The following is a 22,159-nucleotide window of genomic DNA, read 5'->3' on the forward strand; positions in this document are numbered from 1 at the left end:
TTTATTTCCCCTTCATTCGCTTCTTTCCTTCTCGGCATACTTCTAGTAAAGGGCACTCTTCACATTGTGGTCGCTGCGCTTTACAGTGATAACGTCCAAAGAAAATCATACGGTGATGTGTAACGCTCCATTCATCCATCGGAATTTTCTTCATTAATGTCTTTTCTACTTCTAACACCGAATCTTTCCATCTACAAATCGCTAACCGTTTACTCACTCTCTCTACATGCGTATCAACAGCAATTGCCGGAATACCAAACGCTACCGAAACAACTACGTTTGCTGTTTTCCGACCTACACCTGGTAACTTCGTAAGCTCATCTCGATCTTTCGGCACTTCCCCATTGTAATCATCTAATAACATTCTGCACAATTTTTGAATGTTTTTTGCTTTATTTCTATACAAACCAATAGAACGTATATCTTGTTGTAATTCTTCTAGCGAAACACTTAAATAATCTTCTGGTGTTTTATATTTTTGAAATAAATTTTTCGTCACTTTATTTACAAGTGCATCTGTACATTGTGCAGATAATGCTACCGCGATTACTAGTTCAAATGGATTATCATGAATTAATTCACAATGTGCTTCTGGGTACATATCCGCCATTGTGTCTAAACAATAGCGAATTTGCGTTTTATTTAACATATACTTCCTCCTACATTACTGCTCCAACCAATTATAAAAAGGCACTTTTCCAGTAAATTTCGTCTCTTGTTTTGTCGTTTGCTGCGTTCGTTGTTGATTTGCTCTAAATTTCCGTCCTTGGTTTTGGGCTTGATCTACTGTTTTAATACCATTCTTTTTCCATTCAAATAAAATACGATCAATATATCGGAAATTAAGCTTACCACTCATTACAGCTTCCCTGAGGGCCGCTTGAATTAAATTCGGATGATGTTGATCTTGATCTTCCCACATTCCCAACGTTTCACATTCAAATGGAGAAAGTGGTCTTCCAAATTCTTTTTCAAATACTGTATATAAATTTACTTGCAATTGCTTTATTTCTTTTTGTTCTTCCTCTATTGATTCATTCATTAAGAAATGCAATATTTTTTCCCATAGCGGTTGTAAAGAATAACTTTCACACATCATCGCTTCTGATTTTTGTCCACCTTCTAGTGATAAAAAACCTTTTTGAATCAATGCCTGAATTACTTCCATACATTTCATTTCGGTAATCGTCATCCGTTCTGAAATCTCTGACGGAGTCGGAAATGAATTGCCCGATTCTAAAAATGTATGTACATGAAGTACAACCATAAATTCTGTTTCATTTAACCCTAATTTTTTATAATGCATCATAAGTAATTTTGGAATTGCAATGCTTCCCTGCTCAAACCACTGTAACATCATTTTCTTTTTCATCACCAAACACCTCGCTCTCTAGTATAACACACCTTTCGCTATTTCTTTTTGCCACAATTCGTCAAAAAAACCTCCCTATTATGTAGGAAGGTTTTTGTATTACATTAATAAAATATACAATTAAGCTTGCACTTTACTTTTCATAAACGTGTGAATACGTTCTAATGCTTTCTCCACTTGTTCAAGAGATGTCGCATATGATAAACGAACGTTATTTGGAGCACCAAATCCTGTACCTGGTACAAGAGCTACTTTTTCCTCTTCTAATAGAGCTTTTGCCCAATCATCAACAGTTTCGTATCCTGATAAAGCTACTGCTTCTTTTACATTAGGGAATAAGTAAAATGCACCTTGTGGTTTAATGCAAGTAAAGCCAGGGATTTGAATTAATTTATCATAAATAATGTTTAATCTCTCTTCAAATGCTTGACGCATTGTTTCTACAGGTTCTTGTGAGCCTGCATATGCCGCGATTGCGCCGTATTGAGCGATTGAAGTAGGGTTTGACGTACTATGACTCGCTAAGTTCGTCATCGCTTTAATAAGCTGCTTATTTCCTGCTGCATATCCAATACGCCATCCTGTCATAGAATGAGATTTAGATACACCATTAATAATAAGTGTTTGTTCTTTTAATGCATTAGAAAGCTGGGCAACCGAAGTATATTCTGCTCCACCATAAATTAATTTCTCATAAATTTCATCTGAAACGATTAAAATATTGTGTTCTAAACATACTTCTCCAAGCTGTTGTAATTCTTCTTTGCTGTAAATCATTCCTGTTGGATTGCTCGGTGAATTAATAATAACTGCTTTCGTTTTCTCTGTAATTGCCTCACGCAGCTGCTTCGCTGTAATTTTGTATTCATTATCTTCAAGGCCTTCTACATAAACTGGCTTACCACCAGCAAGCTTTACTTGTTCCGGATAACTTACCCAGTATGGCGTAGGGATGATAACTTCATCACCTTCATCAAGTAGCACTTGGAATAATGTATATAATGCATGCTTTGCGCCGTTACATACAATAATTTCAGACGGATCATACGCAATTCCTTGATCGCGAGTAAACTTCTTCACAATTTCTTGTTTTAACGCTTGTAACCCACCTGTTGGTGTATATTTCGTATGTCCTTCTAACATCGCTTTATGTGCAGCATCCATAATATGTTCTGGCGTATTAAAGTCAGGTTCTCCTGCTCCTAATCCAATTACATCATGACCTTCTGCTTTTAATGCTTGTGCCTTTGCTGTAATTTCTAAAGTTGCAGATGGTGTTAAAGCAGCTACTCGCTTTGCTAATTTCATTTGTAGTTCCCCCTACATCTATTTTTCAATGCTGTAGTGACCAGCATAATCCCCATTTTGAAACTCTAAATAATAATACGTATAACGATCTTCCTGATCAATATATGTAATTTCCCACAACGGAATATCGTTTTGAGCACCTAATTTTACTTTTGTAATTTCTTTTGGCTTTGGCTTCGGCTCATCGCCTTTTCCTGTAGCTTGTTCAGCCAACTTTTGCAAAGCTTCTTTTTCAGAAATACCTTCACTCTTTTTCTTCACAAGGACATTCCCTTTTTTATTAGGCACCCAAACAATAATTTGTTCTCCTTTTTCGTCTGCACCTTGTACGACTGTATATGAAGAATTTCCGTTATAATAATCAACAGATTTTACTTTTGTAAGCTTTGCCTTTTCTTTCGCAATTTCTACAGATTTTTCCTCTTTATGGATTTTCTTTTCCATTGCTTTATTATAAACATACGCCCCATATATTCCGCTAGCAACGATTACGATAACGATTGCAAAGATCCACTTTTTCATTGTATCACTACGTTCTGTAAATCGTAAATACAGCTGTTTCTTTATCTTTTTCGTCTAATGCTAATCCGAACATGAGGTCCTGCTCTTTTAACGTACGATTCAAACTATCAACGATTTTATACAAGTCAGACGAATATTTAATACGCGTCGTTGATAGGACTTCGATTTTCTTATCCATGAAAAAACTCCTCCGTTACACAAAAATTTCTAATTATAGAAGAACGCAATGCGGTTACAATAAGAGTACATTCTTTACAACCCCTGCTTCATCACCCATCTATTATAGCAGGACATGTACAGCAAAAAAAGGTTTCAAGTCGAAAACCGATACATTTTGTATACAAGAAGTAAGAAAAATAAAATTCCTCCTACCCACATTTTTTACGCCTGAAGTTTACACGCACTTCAGGCGTATTTTTCCTTCCAATTTTATTCAATTGGCCGTTCCTTTAATTGTTCTAACAATTCTTCTAGAGGGCCTTCATAAAGCGGAACAGTTGGAATTGATTGTAAAAAACGTTTTCCATAGGAAGCGCTTGTCAAACGACGATCTAGTACAAACACCGTTCCGGTATCTGTACTTGTTCTAATAAGACGACCAAATCCTTGTTTGAAACGCAGTATTGCTTGCGGGAGTGCTAACTTAGCGAATACGTCCTCTCCTTGATTTTTTAACCACTCTCCTTTTGCTTCCATCATCGGTTGATGAGGAGGCGTAAAGGGAAGGCGGACAATAACAAGACAACTAAGGGCATCTCCAGGTATATCTATCCCTTCCCAAAAACTACTTGTTCCTAATAAAATTGATTTATCGAACTCTTGAAACTTACGAATGAGACGACTTCTGCTCTTATTATTCACACTTTGCGTTAATAATAAATAGCCTTCTAATTCCTCATCATTTTTCAAATTCGTATACGCTTCTTTCAACATTTCATACGAAGTGAACAAAACAAGCATTCTACCTTCTGTAGCTTTCGCTATTTTTGCAATATGAGCCGACACAGATTCAATATATTCTTCATTACTTGCTTGCTTAATAAAGGGCACATCCGTTGAAACCATTAATTTCATCTGTTCTTCAAAATGGAATGGTGATGGGACCTGTAATGTATTTGGAGCAAAATCATGTAAGCCTAGCTCTTCTTTTATATAGTCAAATGAATCGTTTACTGTTAGCGTTGCTGATGTGAAAATAACACTCTTTTTCTCTGTTAAAAATTCATCAGCAAATCTTTCACCAATATGAACAGGTTGCCCATATAAAACAGTTGAATGAATGGTTCCCTTCGTTTCAGTTTCCATCCATGTCACATATGAATTTTTTTCTAAAATGAGTACTTGTAAAGATTGCGCCATCTTTCTCAACAACTCAATTAAATGCATAAATTCACCTGTAACAACATGCATTTCCCATTCTAATTTACTTTGCAATATATCAACTTGCTTCTCAAGTGTAGAGAGTAATTTTCTTACATCATATACAAAGCGATTTGTTAACTCGGTAATACTATCCCATAACTTACCTTTCTCTACTTCCGTGTTATATCGATAAATGAGTGGCATATTGCTGATCCCTTGTTCCTGCTTTGTTTGTTTAAAGATGAATGCACGTAACATTTGGAATAGCTCATCCGCATCAAATTTCAATTCCTTCAAACTATGACTTACCATGCGGAAAGTAGAACGGGAGGCTTGCTCTGATTTTTTCATCATTTTATATACTTTAGAAAGTACATCATCTGTTTCTAGCGTACCAAGACGAGATAAAACTAGCTGGAAATACATACAGGAGAACTGTTCACCTAATGTTCTACTCGCTGCTTCCTCGATATGATGAGCCTCATCAAAAATAATATGTTCACATGAAGCAAACAGTGGTTCTTCACTTGAAAAATCTTGAAATAATAACGCATGATTTGTAATAACGATATCTGCAAATAATGCTCTATTCTTTGCTCGTTGATAAAAACAACGACTAAACCAGTTGCTTTGCATCCCACCCGGACTATGTACATCACTACAAATCCGGTTCCAAAGTAACTTTCCGCCCTCAGGAATATTTAATTCATCACGATCGCCCGTTTCCGTTTGCAATAACCACACTAAAATTTTTGCCTTCGTGAGCGCCATATCATAATTCTTCTCTTCTTCTTGCAAAGCATATTCAAATTTATGTAGACAAAGATAATGCTTTCTTCCTTTCAGAAGAGCTACTTCAAATGAAAATGGCATTATTTTCTGTAATAATGGAATTTCTTTTTCTAGTATTTGTTGCTGCAGTTGTACAGTTTGGGTACTTATGATGACAGGTTCTTCTTTTTTCTTTGCAAAATAAATACTTGGAAGCAAATATGCAAGAGTCTTTCCTGTTCCTGTTCCTGCTTCAATTAGTGAAAACCTAGAATCTCTTAGCGCTGTATATATTTCCTTCATCATACTCTGTTGGCTTTCTCTTTTTTCAAACTTTGGCATATTCGACTCAAGTTTATCAATTGTCTTATGCAAGAAAGCATCAAATTTAAATGCACATGTTTCACTTAAGTTTAAAGAATAATTCCGTTTTCGAAGGGCAATATTTCGATACACTTCATATCCCTCTGCTCCTTTTTTACCATGCATCATTTTCTTTAAAATATTTTCAGAAAGCACATCCGCTATATCACTTTGAAACACATCACTCAATTCATAAAGCGATTGCAAGGTGACGAGGGGTAACTTCTCAATTTCATTTAAAAATTGTAAAAACAATTCCGCTGTTGCAAGAGCATCACTATCCGCACGATGCGGTTGATCATGCTCTAATTCGTGTTGTTTAGCTAAATCACGTAATTTATAACTATCAGCCGTTGGCAAAAGAATTTGCGCCAACTCAACTGTATCAACTTTTGGACAATGTATTTCTGTATATCCAGCCTGCCTTAATTCTTCCGTTAAAAAATTCCAATCAAAGTGAACGTTATGTGCAACGAAAGCTGCACCTTGTAATAGCTCAACAACCATTGGGGCTACATCTTCAAATAACGGGGCTTGCTTAACCATACTCTCATCAATCCCTGTTAACTCTGTAATAAATGGTGGAATCTCTCTCTTCGGATTAATAAAAGATGAAAAAATCTCTAATATCTCTCCATCTTCCACTACAACAGCTGCAATTTGGGTAATTTTATCTTTCCCATCCTTCCAGGAGTTCCCTGTCGTCTCTAAATCCACAACGACATAACGCTTACTCATATATGTAACACCTCAATTTCTTACCTATCAAACAGAAAATTATATAATGTTACTATACCACGTTTTATCTCATCTTAATGAAAAGATGCACAAAAAAGGCTATCTCCATAATAGAGATAGCCTTCTTACTTATAATATCGTACCCGCTTTTTCAGCACCTAACATTTCAATAATTTGATTATCATCGTCTAATACTGCAATTTTCGGCTCTTGTTTATGAATATTTTCTTCTGCCACTAAACCGTAGCAAATAATAATAACTTTATCTCCTGGCTGTACAAGCCTTGCAGCTGCACCATTCAAACAAACAACACCGCTACCACGTTCTCCTTTAATAACATATGTCTCTAAGCGAGCACCATTATTATTATTTACAATTTGGACTTTTTCGTTTTCTACAATATTTACTGCATCCATTAAATCTTCATCAATTGTAATACTACCTACATAATTTAAATTTGCTTCTGTTACTGTTGCGCGATGTAGCTTCGCTCTCATCATTGTGCGAAACATAGATGCTCCCCCTTATTTAACCGTTAATGTTATATTGTCAATTAATCGTACATTGTCAAATTTAACTGCAATTGCTAAAATGATTCGTCCTTCAATTTTATCCACTACTTGTAGTGAAGGATACGCATATAAATCAGCATAATCTACAGTGCCTTTCGTATACGTCTCAATATACTCCTTCACAAGAGTTGTAATGATTTCTGCATTACGTTCTCCTGTCTCAATTCTTTCTTTCGCTATACATAGACTGCGGTATAAATGAGGAGCCTCTTCACGCTCTTCTGGTGATAAATACACGTTACGAGAACTTTTGGCTAATCCATCTTCTTCCCTTACAATATCCACCGGTACGATTGTAACCGGAATATTAAAATCAGCGACAAATCCTTCAATGACAGCAACTTGCTGTGCATCTTTCATACCGAAATAAGCACGTGTTGGCAATGTAATATTAAATAGTTTCATTAGTACAATCGCAACACCAGCGAAATGACCAGGTCTTTGTTTTCCGCATAACACATCGGTACGCTTCACAACTTCTACTGTTGTCGTTTGTTCTGCTGGATACATTTCTTCTACGCTCGGATAAAATAAATAATCTACACCGTTTTCTTTTGCTACATTTTCATCTCTATCAATATCACGAGGGTATCGATCTAAATCTTCATTTGGTCCAAACTGTAGCGGATTAACAAACACGCTTAAAACTACAATTTCATTTTCTTCTCTTGCCTTACGTAATAAAGTCGCATGACCTTCATGTAAATAACCCATCGTTGGGACAAAACCAATACTTTTTCCACTTGCACGTAGTTCGTTTGTAATTTGCTGCATCTCTTGCACTGTATTTATGATTTTCATTATTGTTTTCCTCCGTATAACGCTAAACATTCTTCCTCTTTCATTGTGAATGAATGTTTTTCTTCCGGAAATTGACCTGTCTTTACTTCAGTTACGTATTGTGAAATCCCTCGCACAATCTCCTCTTGAACAGACGTATATTGCTTCACAAATTTCGGAACACGATTTACGCCATATGAGATAAGATCATGATAAACGAGTACTTGCCCATCCACTTTTTGTCCTGCTCCAATTCCAATCGTTGGAATTGTTAGTTGCTTCGAAATAAATTCTGCTAGCTGCATTGGCACACATTCTAATACAAGTGCTATCGCACCAGCTTCCTCACATCTCTTCGCATCTTCTATTAATTTTTTTGCACTTTCAGCATCTTTTCCTTGTACTTTATAGCCACCTAACACTCCTACAGATTGAGGAGTTAAGCCTAAGTGTGCCACGACAGGAATTCCCGCACTCGTCAAGTAATGAATAGTTGATATCACTTCTCCTGCACCTTCTACCTTCAGTGCATGAGCACCACTCTCTTGAACGATGCGGCGTGCATTTACCATCGTATCTTGAGGCGACACATGATACGACATAAATGGCATATCAGTTACAATAAACGTCTCTTTCGCTCCTCGGCGTACAGCTTTCGTATGATGAATCATATCCTCTACTGTTACAGGTACTGTTGAATCATAGCCGAGCACAACCATCCCAAGGGAATCTCCAACTAAAATCATATCAACTTCCGCTTCTTCTGCTAACTTAGCAGATGGATAATCATACGCCGTTAGCATTGTAATCGGCTCACCTTGCTCTTTCATTTTCAAAAAATCTGTTTTTGTTTTCAAAAACTACTCCTCCTTTATACAGGAGAGAGGAGATGGCCGAAATCATATAAAAAACCCCTCTGGCCATAAAAGGGCAGAAGGGTTGTGTGTTAGTCGGCATTATTCATCCCTCTGTCCCAGTCCGTTATTGGATCAAGGCAGAATCCAAGTTATTATTTTTCGTATTGCTTCGAATCATGGTGCAGTTCGCTCTGATACTGCCCACATTCGAACTAATTATAGCAAACTCCAAAAAGGAATTACTACATTTTTTTGAAAAAATAATTTTTATTCTTATTACGGTATGTGAAATTTATAAGTGAACGATTCAATCATAGAAAGATAAACTTTTTAAATACATGGTATAACTCATAAAATAATGATGCAGGTTAATTGAAGAGATATACTTACAAAAGGAGAATTGCGAATGTCTATAAACAAATGGTTATTTCGATTCATCGGTTTTCTTGTGATGCTTGTGGTAATAACAACTTTAAATTCCCTCAATGTATTTGCCTCAGTTAACGACTTGGCACAACCTATTGCGTCAGCGAAAGTGATTGAAGTTGAGCTAAACGATGATTACTTTAATCCAAACGTCATCACGATTCCAATTAACGAATCAACAACATTACTGTTGAAAAATAAAGGTAAGAGTGAGCATACCTTTACAATCAAAAAACTCGGTATTGATGTCGTCGTCGATTCAGGAAAAGAAAAAAACATTACCGTGAAACCTAACAGTGCCGGTACATATGAATTAATATGTCGATACCATCTCCTCAAAGGAATGGAAGGTAAAGTAATCGTCAAATAAGAAGCAAACTCAACTGGACGATCTTTTAAAATAAAACTTAAATATTAAAAGATTTTATTAATATGGAAATAAAAAAGAAGTTCCAAAAGAGGAACTTCTTTTACTTAATTTCGATATCCGCAGAATGAATATGATGTACTTTTCCTTCATGGTCTTCTAGGAGCAATACACCATCCTCTGTAATTCCTTTTGCTATCCCTGTAATTGTCTCTCTCATCGTTCGAGCGTTAATTTCTTTCCCTATGCTTACAGCGTAACTTTCCCAAAGAATTTTAATGACAGAGAAACCATTTTGTAAATACTCTTCATATAATTTTTCTAGTTGTAAAAAGATTTGTTGCATAAGCTCCGCACGAACAATTGGCTTACCAGATTCAATCGCTAAAGAAGTAGCAATATGCTGAATTTCCTCATCAAAATGTTCTTGCTTTTGATTCGCATTAATACCAATACCCATAATGACAGCATTAATTTTATCAGGATCAGCTTGCATTTCTGTTAATATTCCTACAGCCTTTTTCCCTTGAATTAAAATATCATTCGGCCATTTTATTCCTACGTTTACACCTGTGCACTTTTCAATTGCTTGCGCAACGCTAACAGCGGCTAACAAAGTAAGTTGTGGTGCATGTTGAACCGGGATTGATGGACGTAAAATAATACTCATCCAAATTCCTGTTCCTTTTGGTGAATGCCATTTTCTGCTTAAACGACCTCTACCCGCTGTTTGTTCTTCTGCCACAACAATTGTTCCTTCTTCTGCACCTTCATAAGCAAGCTTTGCTGCAATATGTTGCGTCGATTCAACGGACTCTTCAAAATACACTGTTCTACCAATATGTTTCGTTTGTAACCCTAACTGTATTTCATTCGCAGTCACTTTGTCTGGCTTACTTGCAATTCGATAACCTAATCGACGCACAGCTTCAAGTTCATATCCCTCATTCCGAAGGTCCTCCATATGTTTCCACACAGCAGTTCTTGAGCAACCAAGTTTATCACTAATCGTTTGACCAGATACAAACTCGCCATCCGCTTCCGAAAAAACTTGCAATAACTGCTTTCTTATAGTAGATTGCATTCTTGCAGCCACTCCCTTATACACTCTTTCTCATTTACTACGTTTCCTTGTACAATTGCTTCTTCAATTTTTTGAATCATTTCAGCAACCCACGGACCTGGCTTTTTATTTGCCCAGTTTAACAAATCATTCCCAGTCACATTCATCTCTTGTCGACTCTTAATTGGCAATGCTTGAAACAACGTTTGTACCCGGTTAACAGCTGTATGATCATAGCTTTCAATCATCGCTTCATATACTCTTTCTGCCATTTCAGCTATATGAATTCCCGTTTTATAAAGAAGAACTGTATCCCAATCCTTCTCCTTTCTCTTACGGATTGTTAATAAAACTGCGACGATATCTTTTATTTTTTTATTCGAAAACTTCCATTGACGTAAAAAGACAGCTGGATGTTCTTCCCCGATACAATATAAGAAAAACGCCCACGCCTCAATGTCTGCTTCAAAAGAATCCCATTTATACTGCGTAGCTTTTAACAATTTCTCTTCTGACATCTGTAAATATGGCAGATAAGAAAATAGTTTCGTTTCTACTAATTCTTTGAGAGCCTTCACACAATATGTGCCAGTTAACAGTTTTTCAAACTCCACTGTAATTCTCTCAATTGCTATATGTTCCAGCAAATGTCCATATGTTTCAATTGCTTGCTTCGTTTTCGTCTCTAAAGAAAAACCTAACGTACTTACGAACCGAATACCACGCATCATTCGCAGGGCATCTTCTTGAAACCGATCCGCAGCATTTCCCACTGTCACAATTTCTCTCTTTTGAATCGCTTCCTGTCCAGCAAATAAATCAACCATTTTTCCTTCTTCTGTCATTGCAATTGCATTCATTGTGAAATCACGACGTTTTAAATCCTCTTCTAATGAACGAACAAATTGAACACTACTAGGTCTTCGAAAGTCTTCATATTCACTCTCTGTTCGAAAAGTGGTTACCTCATAAGGCTCACCATTTTCTACGACAATTACAGTTCCATGTTCAAGACCAACAGGAACATGTCTTGGAAATATAGCCATCACTTCTTCTGGTAAAGCAGATGTCGCAATATCAATATCTCCAATCGGCCTATCGATAATAAGGTCTCTTACGCTTCCACCGACAAAGTAAGCCTCATGCCCTTGTTGCTTTAAAGTCTCAATAATAGAACTAGCTTTTTTAAATCTTTCCATTTTTGTCATCCCTTAGTACATCATAGTAAATCGTTTCATATTGTGAGACGATTTTTTCAGAGCGAAACTGCTCGTAAACACTTTCTCTTGCTCGCTCTCCCATATTACGGTGAAGTTCTTCATCCTTTAATAGCTGAATGGCTTGATCTGCCACTCCTGTTGTATCGCCAACTTCACATAAATATCCTGTATCACCATGTTGAATGACTTCTGGAATACCTCCAACCCTTGTTCCGATACAAGGTACACCACACGCCATCGCTTCTAATAAAACAAGACCAAAACTCTCCTTCTCTGATAAAAGCAACATTAAATCACTCATCGCAAGTAGTTCTGCAACATTATCTTGCTTCCCTAAGAATAAGACGCGATCTTCAATATGTAAATTTTTCACCAACTGTAAAATCGTGCAAAATTCTGGTCCATCTCCAACAAGAAGCAACTTCGCATCTACTTCTGTAACAATTTTAGCAAATGCCTGCACAACATCTTGCACACGTTTCACTTTACGGAAGTTTGAAATGTGAATGAGTATCTTTTCACTCTCACTTATACCGTATTCTTTCTTTAATTGGGTCATATCACGTTTGAAATATACACGTTCGTCTATAAAGTTATATACCGTTTGAATGTCTTTATTTGGTTTTACAAGCTCATGCGTTTCGTTAATTAATGAATGCGAGACAGCCGTCACAACATCAGATTGCTCAATACCAAAACGAATTAAATTATTTAGCGAAGGGTCGGATCCTAACACAGTAATATCTGTTCCATGCAAGGTTGTAACAATTTTAATACGCTCTCCAATCATTTGTTTTGCTAAATAAGCACAAATGGCATGTGGTATTGCGTAATGCACATGTAAAATGTCTAGGTTTTCTCTTTGTGCAACCTCTGCCATTTTACTCGCTAACGCTAAATCGTATGGTGGATATTGAAATACAGAGTATTGATTTACCGTCACTTCATGAAAATAAATGTTTGGATACACTTTATTTAACCGGAATGGTAAACCCGATGTAATAAAATGAATTTCATGCCCGCGTTCCGCTAATTGCTTTCCTAATTCTGTTCCAACAACTCCAGAACCACCTACAGAAGGATAACATGTAATACCTATTTTTAATTTCATTTACATCCCCCTATTAAATCAGCATGTAATAAAACCGGTTTCTTACTCATAAACCCTTCGGCATATAAAACTCCAACTTCTTTTCCAAACATTTTCTCACGGGCGACTACAGTTTCAACGTAACCTTCTGTTAACGGCGTTTTCACACCATCACTCCCTGTTGAAAACTGACTTTCATACGCTTCTAATGCTTCCACCTTTTGCGATACGTATTCACTAATATCTATACAAAAATTCGGTTTATGAAAACCATTAATCATATAATGATAAAAAGACTCCACACGATGTGGTGGAACCTCTGGCATATATTTGCGAATTCCCGCTGAAAAAATAGCTTCTTCCACAAGTTTTGCACAATTTGCATGATCTGGATGACGATCTTCATAATACGGCGCAAAAACTAGTTTTGGTTTATATGTACGAATTACCTTTACAATTTCACGTATATACTCTTCTTTCATATACAAACCACGGTCTGGCATCGCTAAATTTAGTCTCGTTTTTACTCCCATTATACGAGCTGCCGCCTTCGCTTCTTCTTTTCTTAACTCTATCGTTCCGTTAGAAGAAAGATCAGCTTCTGTTAAATCACAAATACCTACTTCATACCCTTGCTTCGTATATTTAGCAATGGTACCCGCCATGCCGATTTCAACATCATCGGCATGGGCACCAAACGCTAATATATGTAATCCACTCATAATTGTTCCCCTCATTTTCTTAACTTGCGGTAATCTAAATCTCCTCGCTCTAATGCGTGCATTAACATTTCAGCACTTGCCATATTCGTCGCAAGTGGAATTGCATATACATCACATAAACGAAGCAATGCATTCACATCCGGTTCATGCGGTTGTGCTGTTAATGGATCGCGGAAGAAAATTACCATGTCTAAATCATTTTTTGCAATCATTGCACCAATTTCTTGATCGCCGCCAAGAGGACCAGATTGATATCTTGTTACAACTAAGCCGGTCGCTTCCATAATACGAAGTCCTGTCGTTCCTGTTGCAAATAATTCATGTTGTTCAAAAATTGGTTTATATGCGTATGCAAACGAAACCATGTCGTCTTTCTTTTTGTCATGTGCGATTAAGGCAATTTTCATCCGTTGTCTCCCCTTTAGTCGATAATATTTTCTAAACCGTACACAAGATGATCTAGATTCATTACTGTCTCAATTGATAGTTTTACACCAGACATAAATGATGCACGATTGAATGAATCATGACGAACTGTTAACATTTGTCCGTCTCCACCAAACATTACTTCTTGGTGTGCAATAAGTCCTGGTAAACGTACACTATGAATATGAATGCCGTCTACATTTGCACCACGAGCCCCTTCTAGTTGCTCTACTTCATTTGGATGACCTTGCTGCTTTGATTCACGATTTTGGCGAATCAATTCTACTGTTTTTACCGCTGTACCAGATGGTGCATCTAGTTTTTGATCATGATGCAATTCAATTACTTCAACATCTTGGAAGTATTTCGCTGCCATTTGTGAGAATTTCATCATAAGAACTGCACCAATTGCAAAGTTTGGAGCGATAATTGTTCCTACTGCTTTTTCTTTCGCAGTCTCGGTTAATTGTTTTAGCTCTTCTTCTGTAAATCCAGTTGTACCAATAACAGAACGAAGTCCACGCTCAACTGCTAGTGTAACGTGTTGTTTCCCAACTTCTGGCGTTGTTAAATCTAACAACACATCTGCTTCTACTTCCTCTAAACAAGTATGTAAATCTGCGTAAATAGGTGCATCTAGCGCTGGCATTCCCGGTAAATCAGAGATTTTCTCTCCACCATGCTTATAATCCACTGCTGCTACTAAATTAAAATGTTCCGTTCTTTCCATAAGAAGAACTGCTTCATGTCCCATACGTCCTCTTGGTCCAGCGATAATTACTTTAATTTCTTTCATTATTCTTTCTCTCCCTCATCAATACGTGTCCAGCGATCTTTATCGCGAGTATTAAATTTATTCATTACAATGTTATGTGCTGTTTCTAAATCAATATTTAAACTATTTGCCATACAAATCATAACAAATAATACATCTCCAAGCTCTTCTTCAATACTACGTTCTTTTTCAGTTGTTTTCTTCGGTTTCTCACCATAATAATGATTCACCTCTCTTGCAAGCTCCCCCATTTCTTCCGTTAAACGAGCCATCATTGCAAGTGGACTGAAATAACCTTCTTTAAACTGACCAATATATGCATCAACTTCTTTCTGCATATCCTTCATCGTTTTCGCTTCCATACAATTCACCTCTAATCCTTCCTCTTTCATGTTAGCCAATTCATCGCGATTTGACAAATATTATTCCCCGCCAAACACCTATTTGCGACCCTTTTTGGGAAAGATTATAATAAAGTGAAACTTCTTTTGCGTTTTTGGCAAAAAATTAGCCTAAACCAATCATTTTTTATAGCCTTCACTATTTTCACTAGCAACTAGAAATTACTTATCATTATGTTTTACCGTTTCAGCGGAGCAATGCCATTTACATAATTAGGGGGATTTCTATATGACATCAAATTTGAAGATTCGAAATATCATTTTTATTTTAATCGGTTCCGCTATTTTTTCTTTCGGTATTGTGAATATCAATATTGAAAATCACCTTGCAGAAGGTGGATTTACCGGTATTACACTATTATTGTATTTTCTATTTAAGTTTGACCCTTCTTATTCAAACTTAATTTTAAATATCCCTATATTTTTTATTGGTTGGAAGTTACTTGGAAGAGCGACATTTATATATACACTAATCGGCACCTTTAGCGTATCTTTATTTCTATGGATTTTTCAGCGTTACGAAGTTCTCAACTTACATGTAAACTTACAAAATGATATGACACTCGCAGCTTTATTTGCTGGGGCATTTATTGGTATCGGTCTTGGGATCATATTTAAATACGGCGGAACTACTGGCGGTGTAGATATTATTGCGAGACTCGCTCATAAATATGTTGGCTGGAGTATGGGGAAAACGATGTTTATGTTTGATGCTATCGTCATTATCGTCTCTATCCTTACCTATTTATCATATCGCGAGGGTATGTATACGTTAGTTGCTGTTTTTATCGGGGCGAAAGTCATTGATTTTATGCAAGAAGGAGCCTATGCAGCAAAAGGAGCAACTATTATCTCCGATAAAAACGATGAAATTGCTGCTAAAATTTTATCTGAGATGGAGCGCGGAGCGACCTTTTTAAAAGCTGTTGGATCGTATACAAAAGTGGAACGGAACGTATTGTATTGCGTTGTTGCTAAAAATGAAATCGTGAAATTAAAAAATATTATTACTTCTGTAGATCCTCATGCATTTGTTGCAGTAAGTGACGTACATGATGTAGTTGGTGAAGGTTTTACGTTGGATGAAAATAAAAACCCATTACATACATAAACACAACTAGAAAAGCTTTTTAGCTTTTCTAGTTTTTTATTACGTATTGCTTAAGTTTCTCTAAATCCTCATAAATAAGCTCCAATAAGCTCCGATTATAAAAAATGGAAGCAGGATGGAAGGTCGGAAAAATATGATATTCTTTCTCTGACCATGTAAATTCTGCACTTTGCATATCCTTTAATTTTTGAATGGGTTGTTTGAATAATTGCCCGTGTACATCTGTGATTTTTTTACCTTTTCCTGTTAAACGCTGAAGACCGATATTGCCAAGCGTGACAATTAGCTTCGGATTTAGTTTCTCTAATTCATAATCTAACAAAGGTGCATGGGCAACTATTTCTCCTTGATTTGGCGTTCTATTATACTTTTTTTGTATAATAGAACCATTTCGTTCTTTTTTCTCTCGCCACTTATAAGGTCTACTCCGAACAGCACTCGTAATATATACTTCTTCCCTTGTAACGTGAATACGTTCTAAAAAACCCATTAATTGTTTTCCCGCTCTCCCGCTAAACGGAATCCCATTATGAATTTCTGTTTCACCAGGCGCTTCTCCTAACAACATAAATTTCGGATTTTCAGGGCCTTGTCCACTTAAAAAACCTTCTAATTGATAAGGAGCACTACGCTCTTTCACCTGTTTTACTAAATGGTCTGGATATTTCATTTCCCCACCGCCTTTCCGCATTACTTCTATTATTTCTATTTGCAATACATTATATAATTCAATCCACAAAACAAAAAAGACTATCAAAATTGATAGTCTTTAGTCGTCGCTACGCTGCATACCAGTATAAATTAATACGAGACGTAATAATTCAAATACCGCTACGGCTGCAGCTGCTACATATGTTAATGCTGCCGCATTTAATACTTTACGAGCTTGGCCATATTCATCTGTTGATACGATTCCTAACGCTTCAATTTGTTGCATCGCACGCTTTGATGCATCAAACTCAACTGGTAATGTAACGAGTTGGAACACAACACCTGCTGCCATTAAAATGATACCTAAAAATATCATGTTGGCCATCGATGCAAAAATACCGATCATAATAAATATCCAAGAAATATTTGAACCAAAGTTCGCAACTGGCACTAACGAATGACGAATACGCATAAAGTTATAATCTTTTGCATCTTGAATTGCGTGTCCTACTTCGTGTGCTGCAACTGCTGTACCAGCAACTGAATGACCGTAATAGTTATCTGTTGATAATCGAACTGTTTTGGCAGTTGGATCATAATGGTCTGATAAATGACCTGGTGTTTCTTCTACAGCTACGTTGTATAATCCATTCTCATCTAAAATTTTCCGAGCCACTTCTGCTCCTGTCATACCTGATGTTGAATAAACTTGTGAATACTTGCTATAGGCACTACGTACTTTTGACTGTGCATACAACGGTATGATCAAAATGATCGCGAAGTAAATTAAATAAAACATCATGAACCTCCATTGAAGTTTTAATTATAGTACTTCTCATTCTATTTTCTTCTGCCACCATTGTCAATGAATAAACCTTACAATCCGAATCTTTATTTATTACATTATCTATTCTTAGAATGTACATTACTTTTTCTTTTTTCTCTCTCTCCTTTATACTTTCTCCACCCAACATAAGTTAATGTGAATAAAATAAGACCTCCAGTAATTGTCATAAACCAAATGAGAGAAGGTGCAATTTCATCTTTTTTTACTGTATGAAATATTTTTTGCAAATCTCCTTTAATGATTCCTAATTGCATTTGCCCACCTTTTGTTTTTAACATAACGTTACGAAATTCATCTAAATAAGATAAATGGGCATTTACACGCTGCACTTCATTTTCTGGCAAGGCAATCATTAAGCTTGGATAAATAATATTAAATTCATGTAAAAATGTGTTTAACGTTTGTTGAAACTGTCCCGTATCTTCTTTTTTCATCGCTTTTTCCATTTGAGAAAAGGCATCCATTACTTTTCCTTCTCTTTCCATCCAAAGTGGTTGATATTTCGATACTTGCGCATCGACAGCGAGCTGCAGGGCTAACACATTATCAATTTTAACTTGTTTCCTTACATCTTCTTCCGCGAGAGATTGTTTCGCCTTGTCGTAAGCTAAAGAAATAACTCTAACTTGATCTGGCGTTACTTCCTGCTTCTTTTCATTCCCCTTTATTACAAACTGCTCCGAGAAATGTTGCAGTACTTGTACTGCTTTTTCATCTTCATTACGCTTCACTAATTGTAATGAGTCATCTAACAACCCTGTTAGTTCACTCCACTCCTCAGCATATATACGTAACGGAAACATGATAATTAGAAATGCAATCAGTCCAATTAATGTTCTCTTCATCACGGTCCCCCCTATAACTACTAGTACAAAATATGTTAATGTGGACAAGAATAGAACAGAACTGGACCGAAAAATATATTATCGTTTTACAAACAAAAAAATTCTCTTTAAACAGAGAATTTTTCTTTTGAAATCCTTTTCTTTTTTACGAAATATTTATACAAGCTATAACAAATTATGCTACCACATAAAATAAATAATAAAATAGCACACGCTGCATGCATAAAAAACTCTTCTGGTAACATTAATATAATCGGATCCTTCTCAGGATCAAAAACCCAATAATCATTACTGAATAAAAGCTTATGGAATATCACAAAACTCTTTTCAAAATTAATAACAATCGGTAACATTAACGCTATTGGAAAAATGATTGTTAAAATAGATCCATGTAGTAAAAACTTTTCATTTTTCTTTTTTAACAAATACATGCCGCCTACTATTGCAATTATAATTGTCGCATACATTACATATTGAATCTTTACTAAAATGTTTTTCACATCTACAAAATGAACACGGCCATTTGTAGACATATCTAGTGTTGGCAAATGTAATGCTCCGTCATAAAATGGCGATAAATATGTGATAAGCACATCATAATTTCTTTTAATATCATCCTTCGTCATATCTGCTAAATCTGGAATGTTCAAAAAATCAATTTCAAAATAATATAGCCATTTTCCATATACAACCGCCGTTGTTGCGAGTGCAAATATAGAAAATGCTATGCTATATGAAACAATTATCGTAATCAATCGATCCAATATTTTTGTACCACTCGTATTTTTCTTCATTTTCTCCCCCTACATATTCTAACTATCATAAAGAAAACTGTTTTCGATTCTCACGTAAGCAATAATAATATGTCATACAAAGCACAGCAATGCTTAACCAGAACGTAAAATAACCAATTTCTCCTACAAACAAATGCATAATTCCGTATCTCGGCATTTGCCAGAACAAATAATCAATTGCATCATTATGTAATGTCCATATAGCGGCTACCGCAAAATGCCATTTTTTTATACGGTAAAACGGTGCATATAGCACTGCTTGTACTGCCATCGCAAAATGCGAAAGCATTAACATATACCCGATAAGGCCAATAGGACCTTTTACATAGATCATAACCCCATTTACAACAACAGCCCATATACCATATTTTATTAAAGTAACAATCGCTAGCGCCTCTATTAATCCCCAATTTCTCTTTATTAAAAAAGCGATTAAAACAAAGACAAAAAAAAGACTTGCCATAGGACTATCGGGTACAAACGGCCAAAATATAGGTAAAGTTTCTTTTAATTGATTTCCATACCATATGAATCCGTATATTGTACCTAATATGTTAACAACTAATAAAAATAATAATACGGAGCGTTGCCTTAACATTGCATACAAGTAAACCAAGCTGTATGTCCAACACCTTTCATTCTTTCATCAAACTCTACTCTATTATATAGTAAACTTTCTATCATCAAAATAAAAAGCTGACTACAAATTTTGTAGTCAGCTTTTTATTATTTTTTATTATACTTTGCAACGAATTCCGAAAGCTTCTTCAGTTCCTCATCTGTACCTTTAAATACACCTTTAGGCATGGAACCTTTTCCCTCTTTCGCAATTTTAGCAATTTCTTCTGGCTTCAAAGTTAAATTTTGCAGTGCTGGTGCTGCTGCGCCGCCCTGTAAATTGTCACCGTGACATGTTAAACAAGTATTTTTTTGCATTAATTTATAACCGTCATCATTTTTATCAACTGGTGCTGTTTTTACAATTGCTCCTTGTTTTTTTGCAGCTTCCCAGTCGTGGTGTGCTACAGATTCCCAAGTTAAAAAGATAATCGATGCAACTGCTAAAAGCATAAATCCCGTTGCTACAGGACGCTTCAATGGGCGTCTTTCTGGGCCTCGATCAAGAAATGGAGCTAACAGTAATGCGCCAAACGCAATCCCTGGCATAATGAACGCTCCAATTACAGTAAATGAGCCAGAAGCATAAGAATACTTTAATAACTGATACAAGAATAAGAAATACCAATCTGGAAGTGGTATATACCCAGCATCAGTTGGATCCGCCATTCTTTCAAGCGGTGACGGATGCGCCACTGTTAAACATAAATAACCGATTAAAAAAACTGCACCAACCATCCATTCTTTTAACAAGAAGTTCGGCCAAAATGCTTCTGTTTTCCCTGGGTATTCCGAATAGTCTTTTGGAATATTTGGTTTCCGAGCTACTGGTACCCGAGAATCTCCTACAAACTTCATCCCTTTGCCGCGATGCATAATCTCCCTCCTTTAGTTCTTTCCCCTTTAATTTAGCAATCTCTTATAGTGGACCGGAAATACCTTGTTTGCGAATCATGATGAAGTGGAAGGCCATTAAACCTAGAAGTGCTGCTGGTAAGAAGAAGACGTGAATAGCAAAGAAGCGAGTTAATGTTTGAGCGCCAACAATTTCGGAATGACCAGCGAGTAATGTTTTAATGTAAGGACCAATGAGCGGCGTTTGCTCTGCAATTTGAATCCCTACTTTCGTAGCAAATAACGCTTTCATATCCCACGGTAATAAATATCCGGTAAAACCAAGACCTAACATAACAAAGAAAATAAGAACACCAACAATCCAGTTTAGCTCACGAGGCTTTTTATACGCACCCTGGAAGAAAACTCTAAGTGTATGTAAAAACATCATTACAATGACGAGACTAGCACCCCAGTGGTGCATACCACGAACAATTTGCCCATATGCAACTTCATTTTGCAAATAATAAACCGATTCCCAAGCATTTTTAATATCAGGCACATAATACATCGTCAAAAACATTCCAGATAAAATTTGAATTACAGTAACGAAAAAGGTAAGTCCGCCAAAGCAATAAACGAATGCAGAAAAGTGATGTGCCGGGTTTACATGTTCAGGTACTTCATGATCAGCGATATCACGCCATATTGGTGTAATATCTAACCTTTCATCTACCCAATCATAAATTTTATTTAGCATCTACTTTGCACCCCCTCTTGGCTTCGCTTTTCCTAAGTACAGCGTTCCATCTTTCACTTTAGATTCGTATACATCAAGTGGAGCAAGGGGCGGCGTGCCTTTAATGTTTATCCCGTCTTTTGTGTAACGGCCCCCGTGACATGGACAAAAGAATTGATTCGGATGTGCTTTGTCCGAATTCCAGTTCACTGTACATCCTAAATGTTTACATACTGGAGAGAACGCAACAATGTCTCCGCTTTCATCTTTATGAACCCAAGCTGATTTTGGCTCTTCGGACTTGTACCAACCATCAACCTGCTTCACCTTAAAGTCGAAACGTTTCGGCTCTGTTGTAATATCCTTTACTTGTGCAACAGCAACCATATCCGTTCCCGCTTCTTTTCTTAACACCGGATCAAGCGCAAATCGCGTCATCGGCATTAAAATACCCGCTGCCATAAAGCCTCCTACCCCTGTAAGGGTGTAATTTAAAAACTGTCTTCTTGACACACGATGTTCTTTCTCGCTCACGAAAATTTCCCCCCTCTATCAGAAATTGTCCCCTCGTGATAAATTATATA

26 protein-coding genes are annotated in these 22,159 nt (G+C 36.5%); 2 read left to right on the forward strand and 24 right to left on the reverse strand.

Annotated elements, in window-relative coordinates:
* Position 1: 1 nt before the first annotated feature.
* The 9 genes from nth to panB all read right to left on the reverse strand — a co-directional run bounded on the left by nth (position 2) and on the right by panB (position 8,646).
* The gene (gene nth, locus QCI47_RS20310) at positions 2–649 is read right to left on the reverse strand and encodes an endonuclease III (RefSeq protein ID WP_000933025.1); all 648 of its coding nucleotides are present in this window, start codon (positions 647–649) and stop codon (positions 2–4) included.
* A gap of 15 nt (positions 650–664) precedes the next feature.
* On the reverse strand, positions 665–1,372 hold the full coding sequence (gene dnaD, locus QCI47_RS20315) for a DNA replication protein DnaD (RefSeq protein WP_000728540.1): 708 nt from the start codon (positions 1,370–1,372) through the stop codon (positions 665–667).
* 120 nt (positions 1,373–1,492) lie between these two features.
* Positions 1,493–2,680, reverse strand: coding sequence for an aspartate transaminase AspB (gene aspB, locus QCI47_RS20320; protein WP_000761548.1), 1,188 nt, complete (start codon positions 2,678–2,680; stop codon positions 1,493–1,495).
* Positions 2,681–2,698: 18 nt separating this feature from the next.
* The gene (locus QCI47_RS20325) at positions 2,699–3,202 is read right to left on the reverse strand and encodes a cell wall elongation regulator TseB-like domain-containing protein (RefSeq protein ID WP_061130703.1); all 504 of its coding nucleotides are present in this window, start codon (positions 3,200–3,202) and stop codon (positions 2,699–2,701) included.
* A gap of 7 nt (positions 3,203–3,209) precedes the next feature.
* Complete coding sequence (locus tag QCI47_RS20330) at positions 3,210–3,380, reverse strand: YpmA family protein (RefSeq protein ID WP_000358352.1); 171 nt, start codon at positions 3,378–3,380, stop codon at positions 3,210–3,212.
* Positions 3,381–3,631: 251 nt separating this feature from the next.
* A complete protein-coding gene (gene dinG, locus QCI47_RS20335) occupies positions 3,632–6,436 on the reverse strand; it encodes an ATP-dependent DNA helicase DinG (RefSeq protein ID WP_000044928.1) in 2,805 nt (934 codons plus the stop codon).
* A 129-nt stretch (positions 6,437–6,565) separates the two neighbouring features.
* The gene (gene panD, locus QCI47_RS20340; RefSeq protein ID WP_000490176.1) at positions 6,566–6,949 is read right to left on the reverse strand and encodes an aspartate 1-decarboxylase; all 384 of its coding nucleotides are present in this window, start codon (positions 6,947–6,949) and stop codon (positions 6,566–6,568) included.
* Positions 6,950–6,961: 12 nt separating this feature from the next.
* Positions 6,962–7,810: a pantoate--beta-alanine ligase gene (gene panC / locus QCI47_RS20345; RefSeq protein ID WP_000691778.1), complete on the reverse strand. Its 849-nt coding sequence runs from the start codon at positions 7,808–7,810 to the stop codon at positions 6,962–6,964.
* Positions 7,810–8,646, reverse strand: a complete 837-nt coding sequence (gene panB, locus QCI47_RS20350; RefSeq protein WP_000853114.1) for a 3-methyl-2-oxobutanoate hydroxymethyltransferase — start codon at positions 8,644–8,646, stop codon at positions 7,810–7,812. The genes panC and panB overlap by 1 nt, the downstream gene beginning before the upstream one ends.
* 406 nt (positions 8,647–9,052) lie before the next feature.
* Between panB and QCI47_RS20355 the strand changes: the two genes are divergently transcribed.
* Positions 9,053–9,442, forward strand: a complete 390-nt coding sequence (locus QCI47_RS20355) for a cupredoxin domain-containing protein (RefSeq protein ID WP_061130705.1) — start codon at positions 9,053–9,055, stop codon at positions 9,440–9,442.
* A 100-nt stretch (positions 9,443–9,542) separates the two neighbouring features.
* Here QCI47_RS20355 and QCI47_RS20360 read toward each other — a convergent pair whose 3' ends face one another.
* Genes QCI47_RS20360 through QCI47_RS20390 form a run of 7 tightly spaced genes read right to left on the reverse strand, consistent with a single transcriptional unit; the run spans position 9,543 to position 15,097 of the window.
* Positions 9,543–10,523, reverse strand: coding sequence for a biotin--[acetyl-CoA-carboxylase] ligase (locus tag QCI47_RS20360; protein ID WP_001192048.1), 981 nt, complete (start codon positions 10,521–10,523; stop codon positions 9,543–9,545).
* Positions 10,508–11,701, reverse strand: a complete 1,194-nt coding sequence (locus QCI47_RS20365; protein ID WP_061130707.1) for a CCA tRNA nucleotidyltransferase — start codon at positions 11,699–11,701, stop codon at positions 10,508–10,510. The genes QCI47_RS20360 and QCI47_RS20365 overlap by 16 nt, the downstream gene beginning before the upstream one ends.
* Complete coding sequence (bshA, locus tag QCI47_RS20370) at positions 11,688–12,833, reverse strand: N-acetyl-alpha-D-glucosaminyl L-malate synthase BshA (RefSeq protein ID WP_000768296.1); 1,146 nt, start codon at positions 12,831–12,833, stop codon at positions 11,688–11,690. The genes QCI47_RS20365 and bshA overlap by 14 nt, the downstream gene beginning before the upstream one ends.
* Positions 12,830–13,534 (reverse strand): bacillithiol biosynthesis deacetylase BshB1, encoded by a 705-nt coding sequence (bshB1, locus tag QCI47_RS20375; RefSeq protein ID WP_000015666.1) that lies wholly within the window; start codon positions 13,532–13,534, stop codon positions 12,830–12,832. The genes bshA and bshB1 overlap by 4 nt, the downstream gene beginning before the upstream one ends.
* Positions 13,535–13,545: 11 nt before the next feature.
* A complete protein-coding gene (gene mgsA / locus QCI47_RS20380; RefSeq protein WP_000684755.1) occupies positions 13,546–13,941 on the reverse strand; it encodes a methylglyoxal synthase in 396 nt (131 codons plus the stop codon).
* Positions 13,942–13,955: 14 nt separating this feature from the next.
* A complete protein-coding gene (gene dapB, locus QCI47_RS20385) occupies positions 13,956–14,756 on the reverse strand; it encodes a dihydrodipicolinate reductase (RefSeq protein ID WP_000658802.1) in 801 nt (266 codons plus the stop codon).
* Entirely contained in the window at positions 14,756–15,097 is a 342-nt protein-coding gene (locus QCI47_RS20390; RefSeq protein WP_002108639.1) for a nucleotide pyrophosphohydrolase, read from the reverse strand. The genes dapB and QCI47_RS20390 overlap by 1 nt, the downstream gene beginning before the upstream one ends.
* Positions 15,098–15,365: 268 nt before the next feature.
* Here QCI47_RS20390 and QCI47_RS20395 point away from each other — a divergent pair, with 268 nt between their 5' ends.
* A complete protein-coding gene (locus QCI47_RS20395; protein ID WP_000203301.1) occupies positions 15,366–16,247 on the forward strand; it encodes a YitT family protein in 882 nt (293 codons plus the stop codon).
* Positions 16,248–16,275: 28 nt separating this feature from the next.
* Here QCI47_RS20395 and QCI47_RS20400 read toward each other — a convergent pair whose 3' ends face one another.
* The 8 genes from QCI47_RS20400 to qcrA form a co-directional block, all read right to left on the reverse strand.
* On the reverse strand, positions 16,276–16,917 hold the full coding sequence (locus QCI47_RS20400; protein ID WP_074540234.1) for a uracil-DNA glycosylase: 642 nt from the start codon (positions 16,915–16,917) through the stop codon (positions 16,276–16,278).
* 99 nt (positions 16,918–17,016) lie between these two features.
* Positions 17,017–17,697, reverse strand: a complete 681-nt coding sequence (locus tag QCI47_RS20405) for a zinc metallopeptidase (RefSeq protein WP_000499536.1) — start codon at positions 17,695–17,697, stop codon at positions 17,017–17,019.
* A 104-nt stretch (positions 17,698–17,801) separates the two neighbouring features.
* On the reverse strand, positions 17,802–18,590 hold the full coding sequence (gene ypjB / locus QCI47_RS20410) for a sporulation protein YpjB (RefSeq protein ID WP_000831595.1): 789 nt from the start codon (positions 18,588–18,590) through the stop codon (positions 17,802–17,804).
* Between the two features lie 107 nt (positions 18,591–18,697).
* Complete coding sequence (lit, locus tag QCI47_RS20415; protein ID WP_000742533.1) at positions 18,698–19,384, reverse strand: lipoprotein intramolecular transacylase Lit; 687 nt, start codon at positions 19,382–19,384, stop codon at positions 18,698–18,700.
* A gap of 25 nt (positions 19,385–19,409) precedes the next feature.
* Positions 19,410–20,000, reverse strand: coding sequence for a lipoprotein heptaprenylglyceryl N-acetyltransferase LhaT (lhaT, locus tag QCI47_RS20420; RefSeq protein ID WP_000262820.1), 591 nt, complete (start codon positions 19,998–20,000; stop codon positions 19,410–19,412).
* Positions 20,001–20,110: 110 nt separating this feature from the next.
* On the reverse strand, positions 20,111–20,878 hold the full coding sequence (gene qcrC, locus QCI47_RS20425; RefSeq protein ID WP_000554606.1) for a menaquinol-cytochrome c reductase cytochrome b/c subunit: 768 nt from the start codon (positions 20,876–20,878) through the stop codon (positions 20,111–20,113).
* Between the two features lie 43 nt (positions 20,879–20,921).
* Entirely contained in the window at positions 20,922–21,596 is a 675-nt protein-coding gene (gene qcrB / locus QCI47_RS20430) for a menaquinol-cytochrome c reductase cytochrome b subunit (RefSeq protein ID WP_000932700.1), read from the reverse strand.
* Positions 21,597–22,109, reverse strand: a complete 513-nt coding sequence (gene qcrA / locus QCI47_RS20435) for a menaquinol-cytochrome c reductase iron-sulfur subunit (RefSeq protein WP_001290418.1) — start codon at positions 22,107–22,109, stop codon at positions 21,597–21,599.
* Between the last annotated feature and the right edge of the window lie 50 nt (positions 22,110–22,159).

This window comes from Bacillus cereus group sp. RP29 (assembly GCF_040459765.1).
Lineage (GTDB): Bacteria > Bacillota > Bacilli > Bacillales > Bacillaceae_G > Bacillus_A > Bacillus_A paranthracis.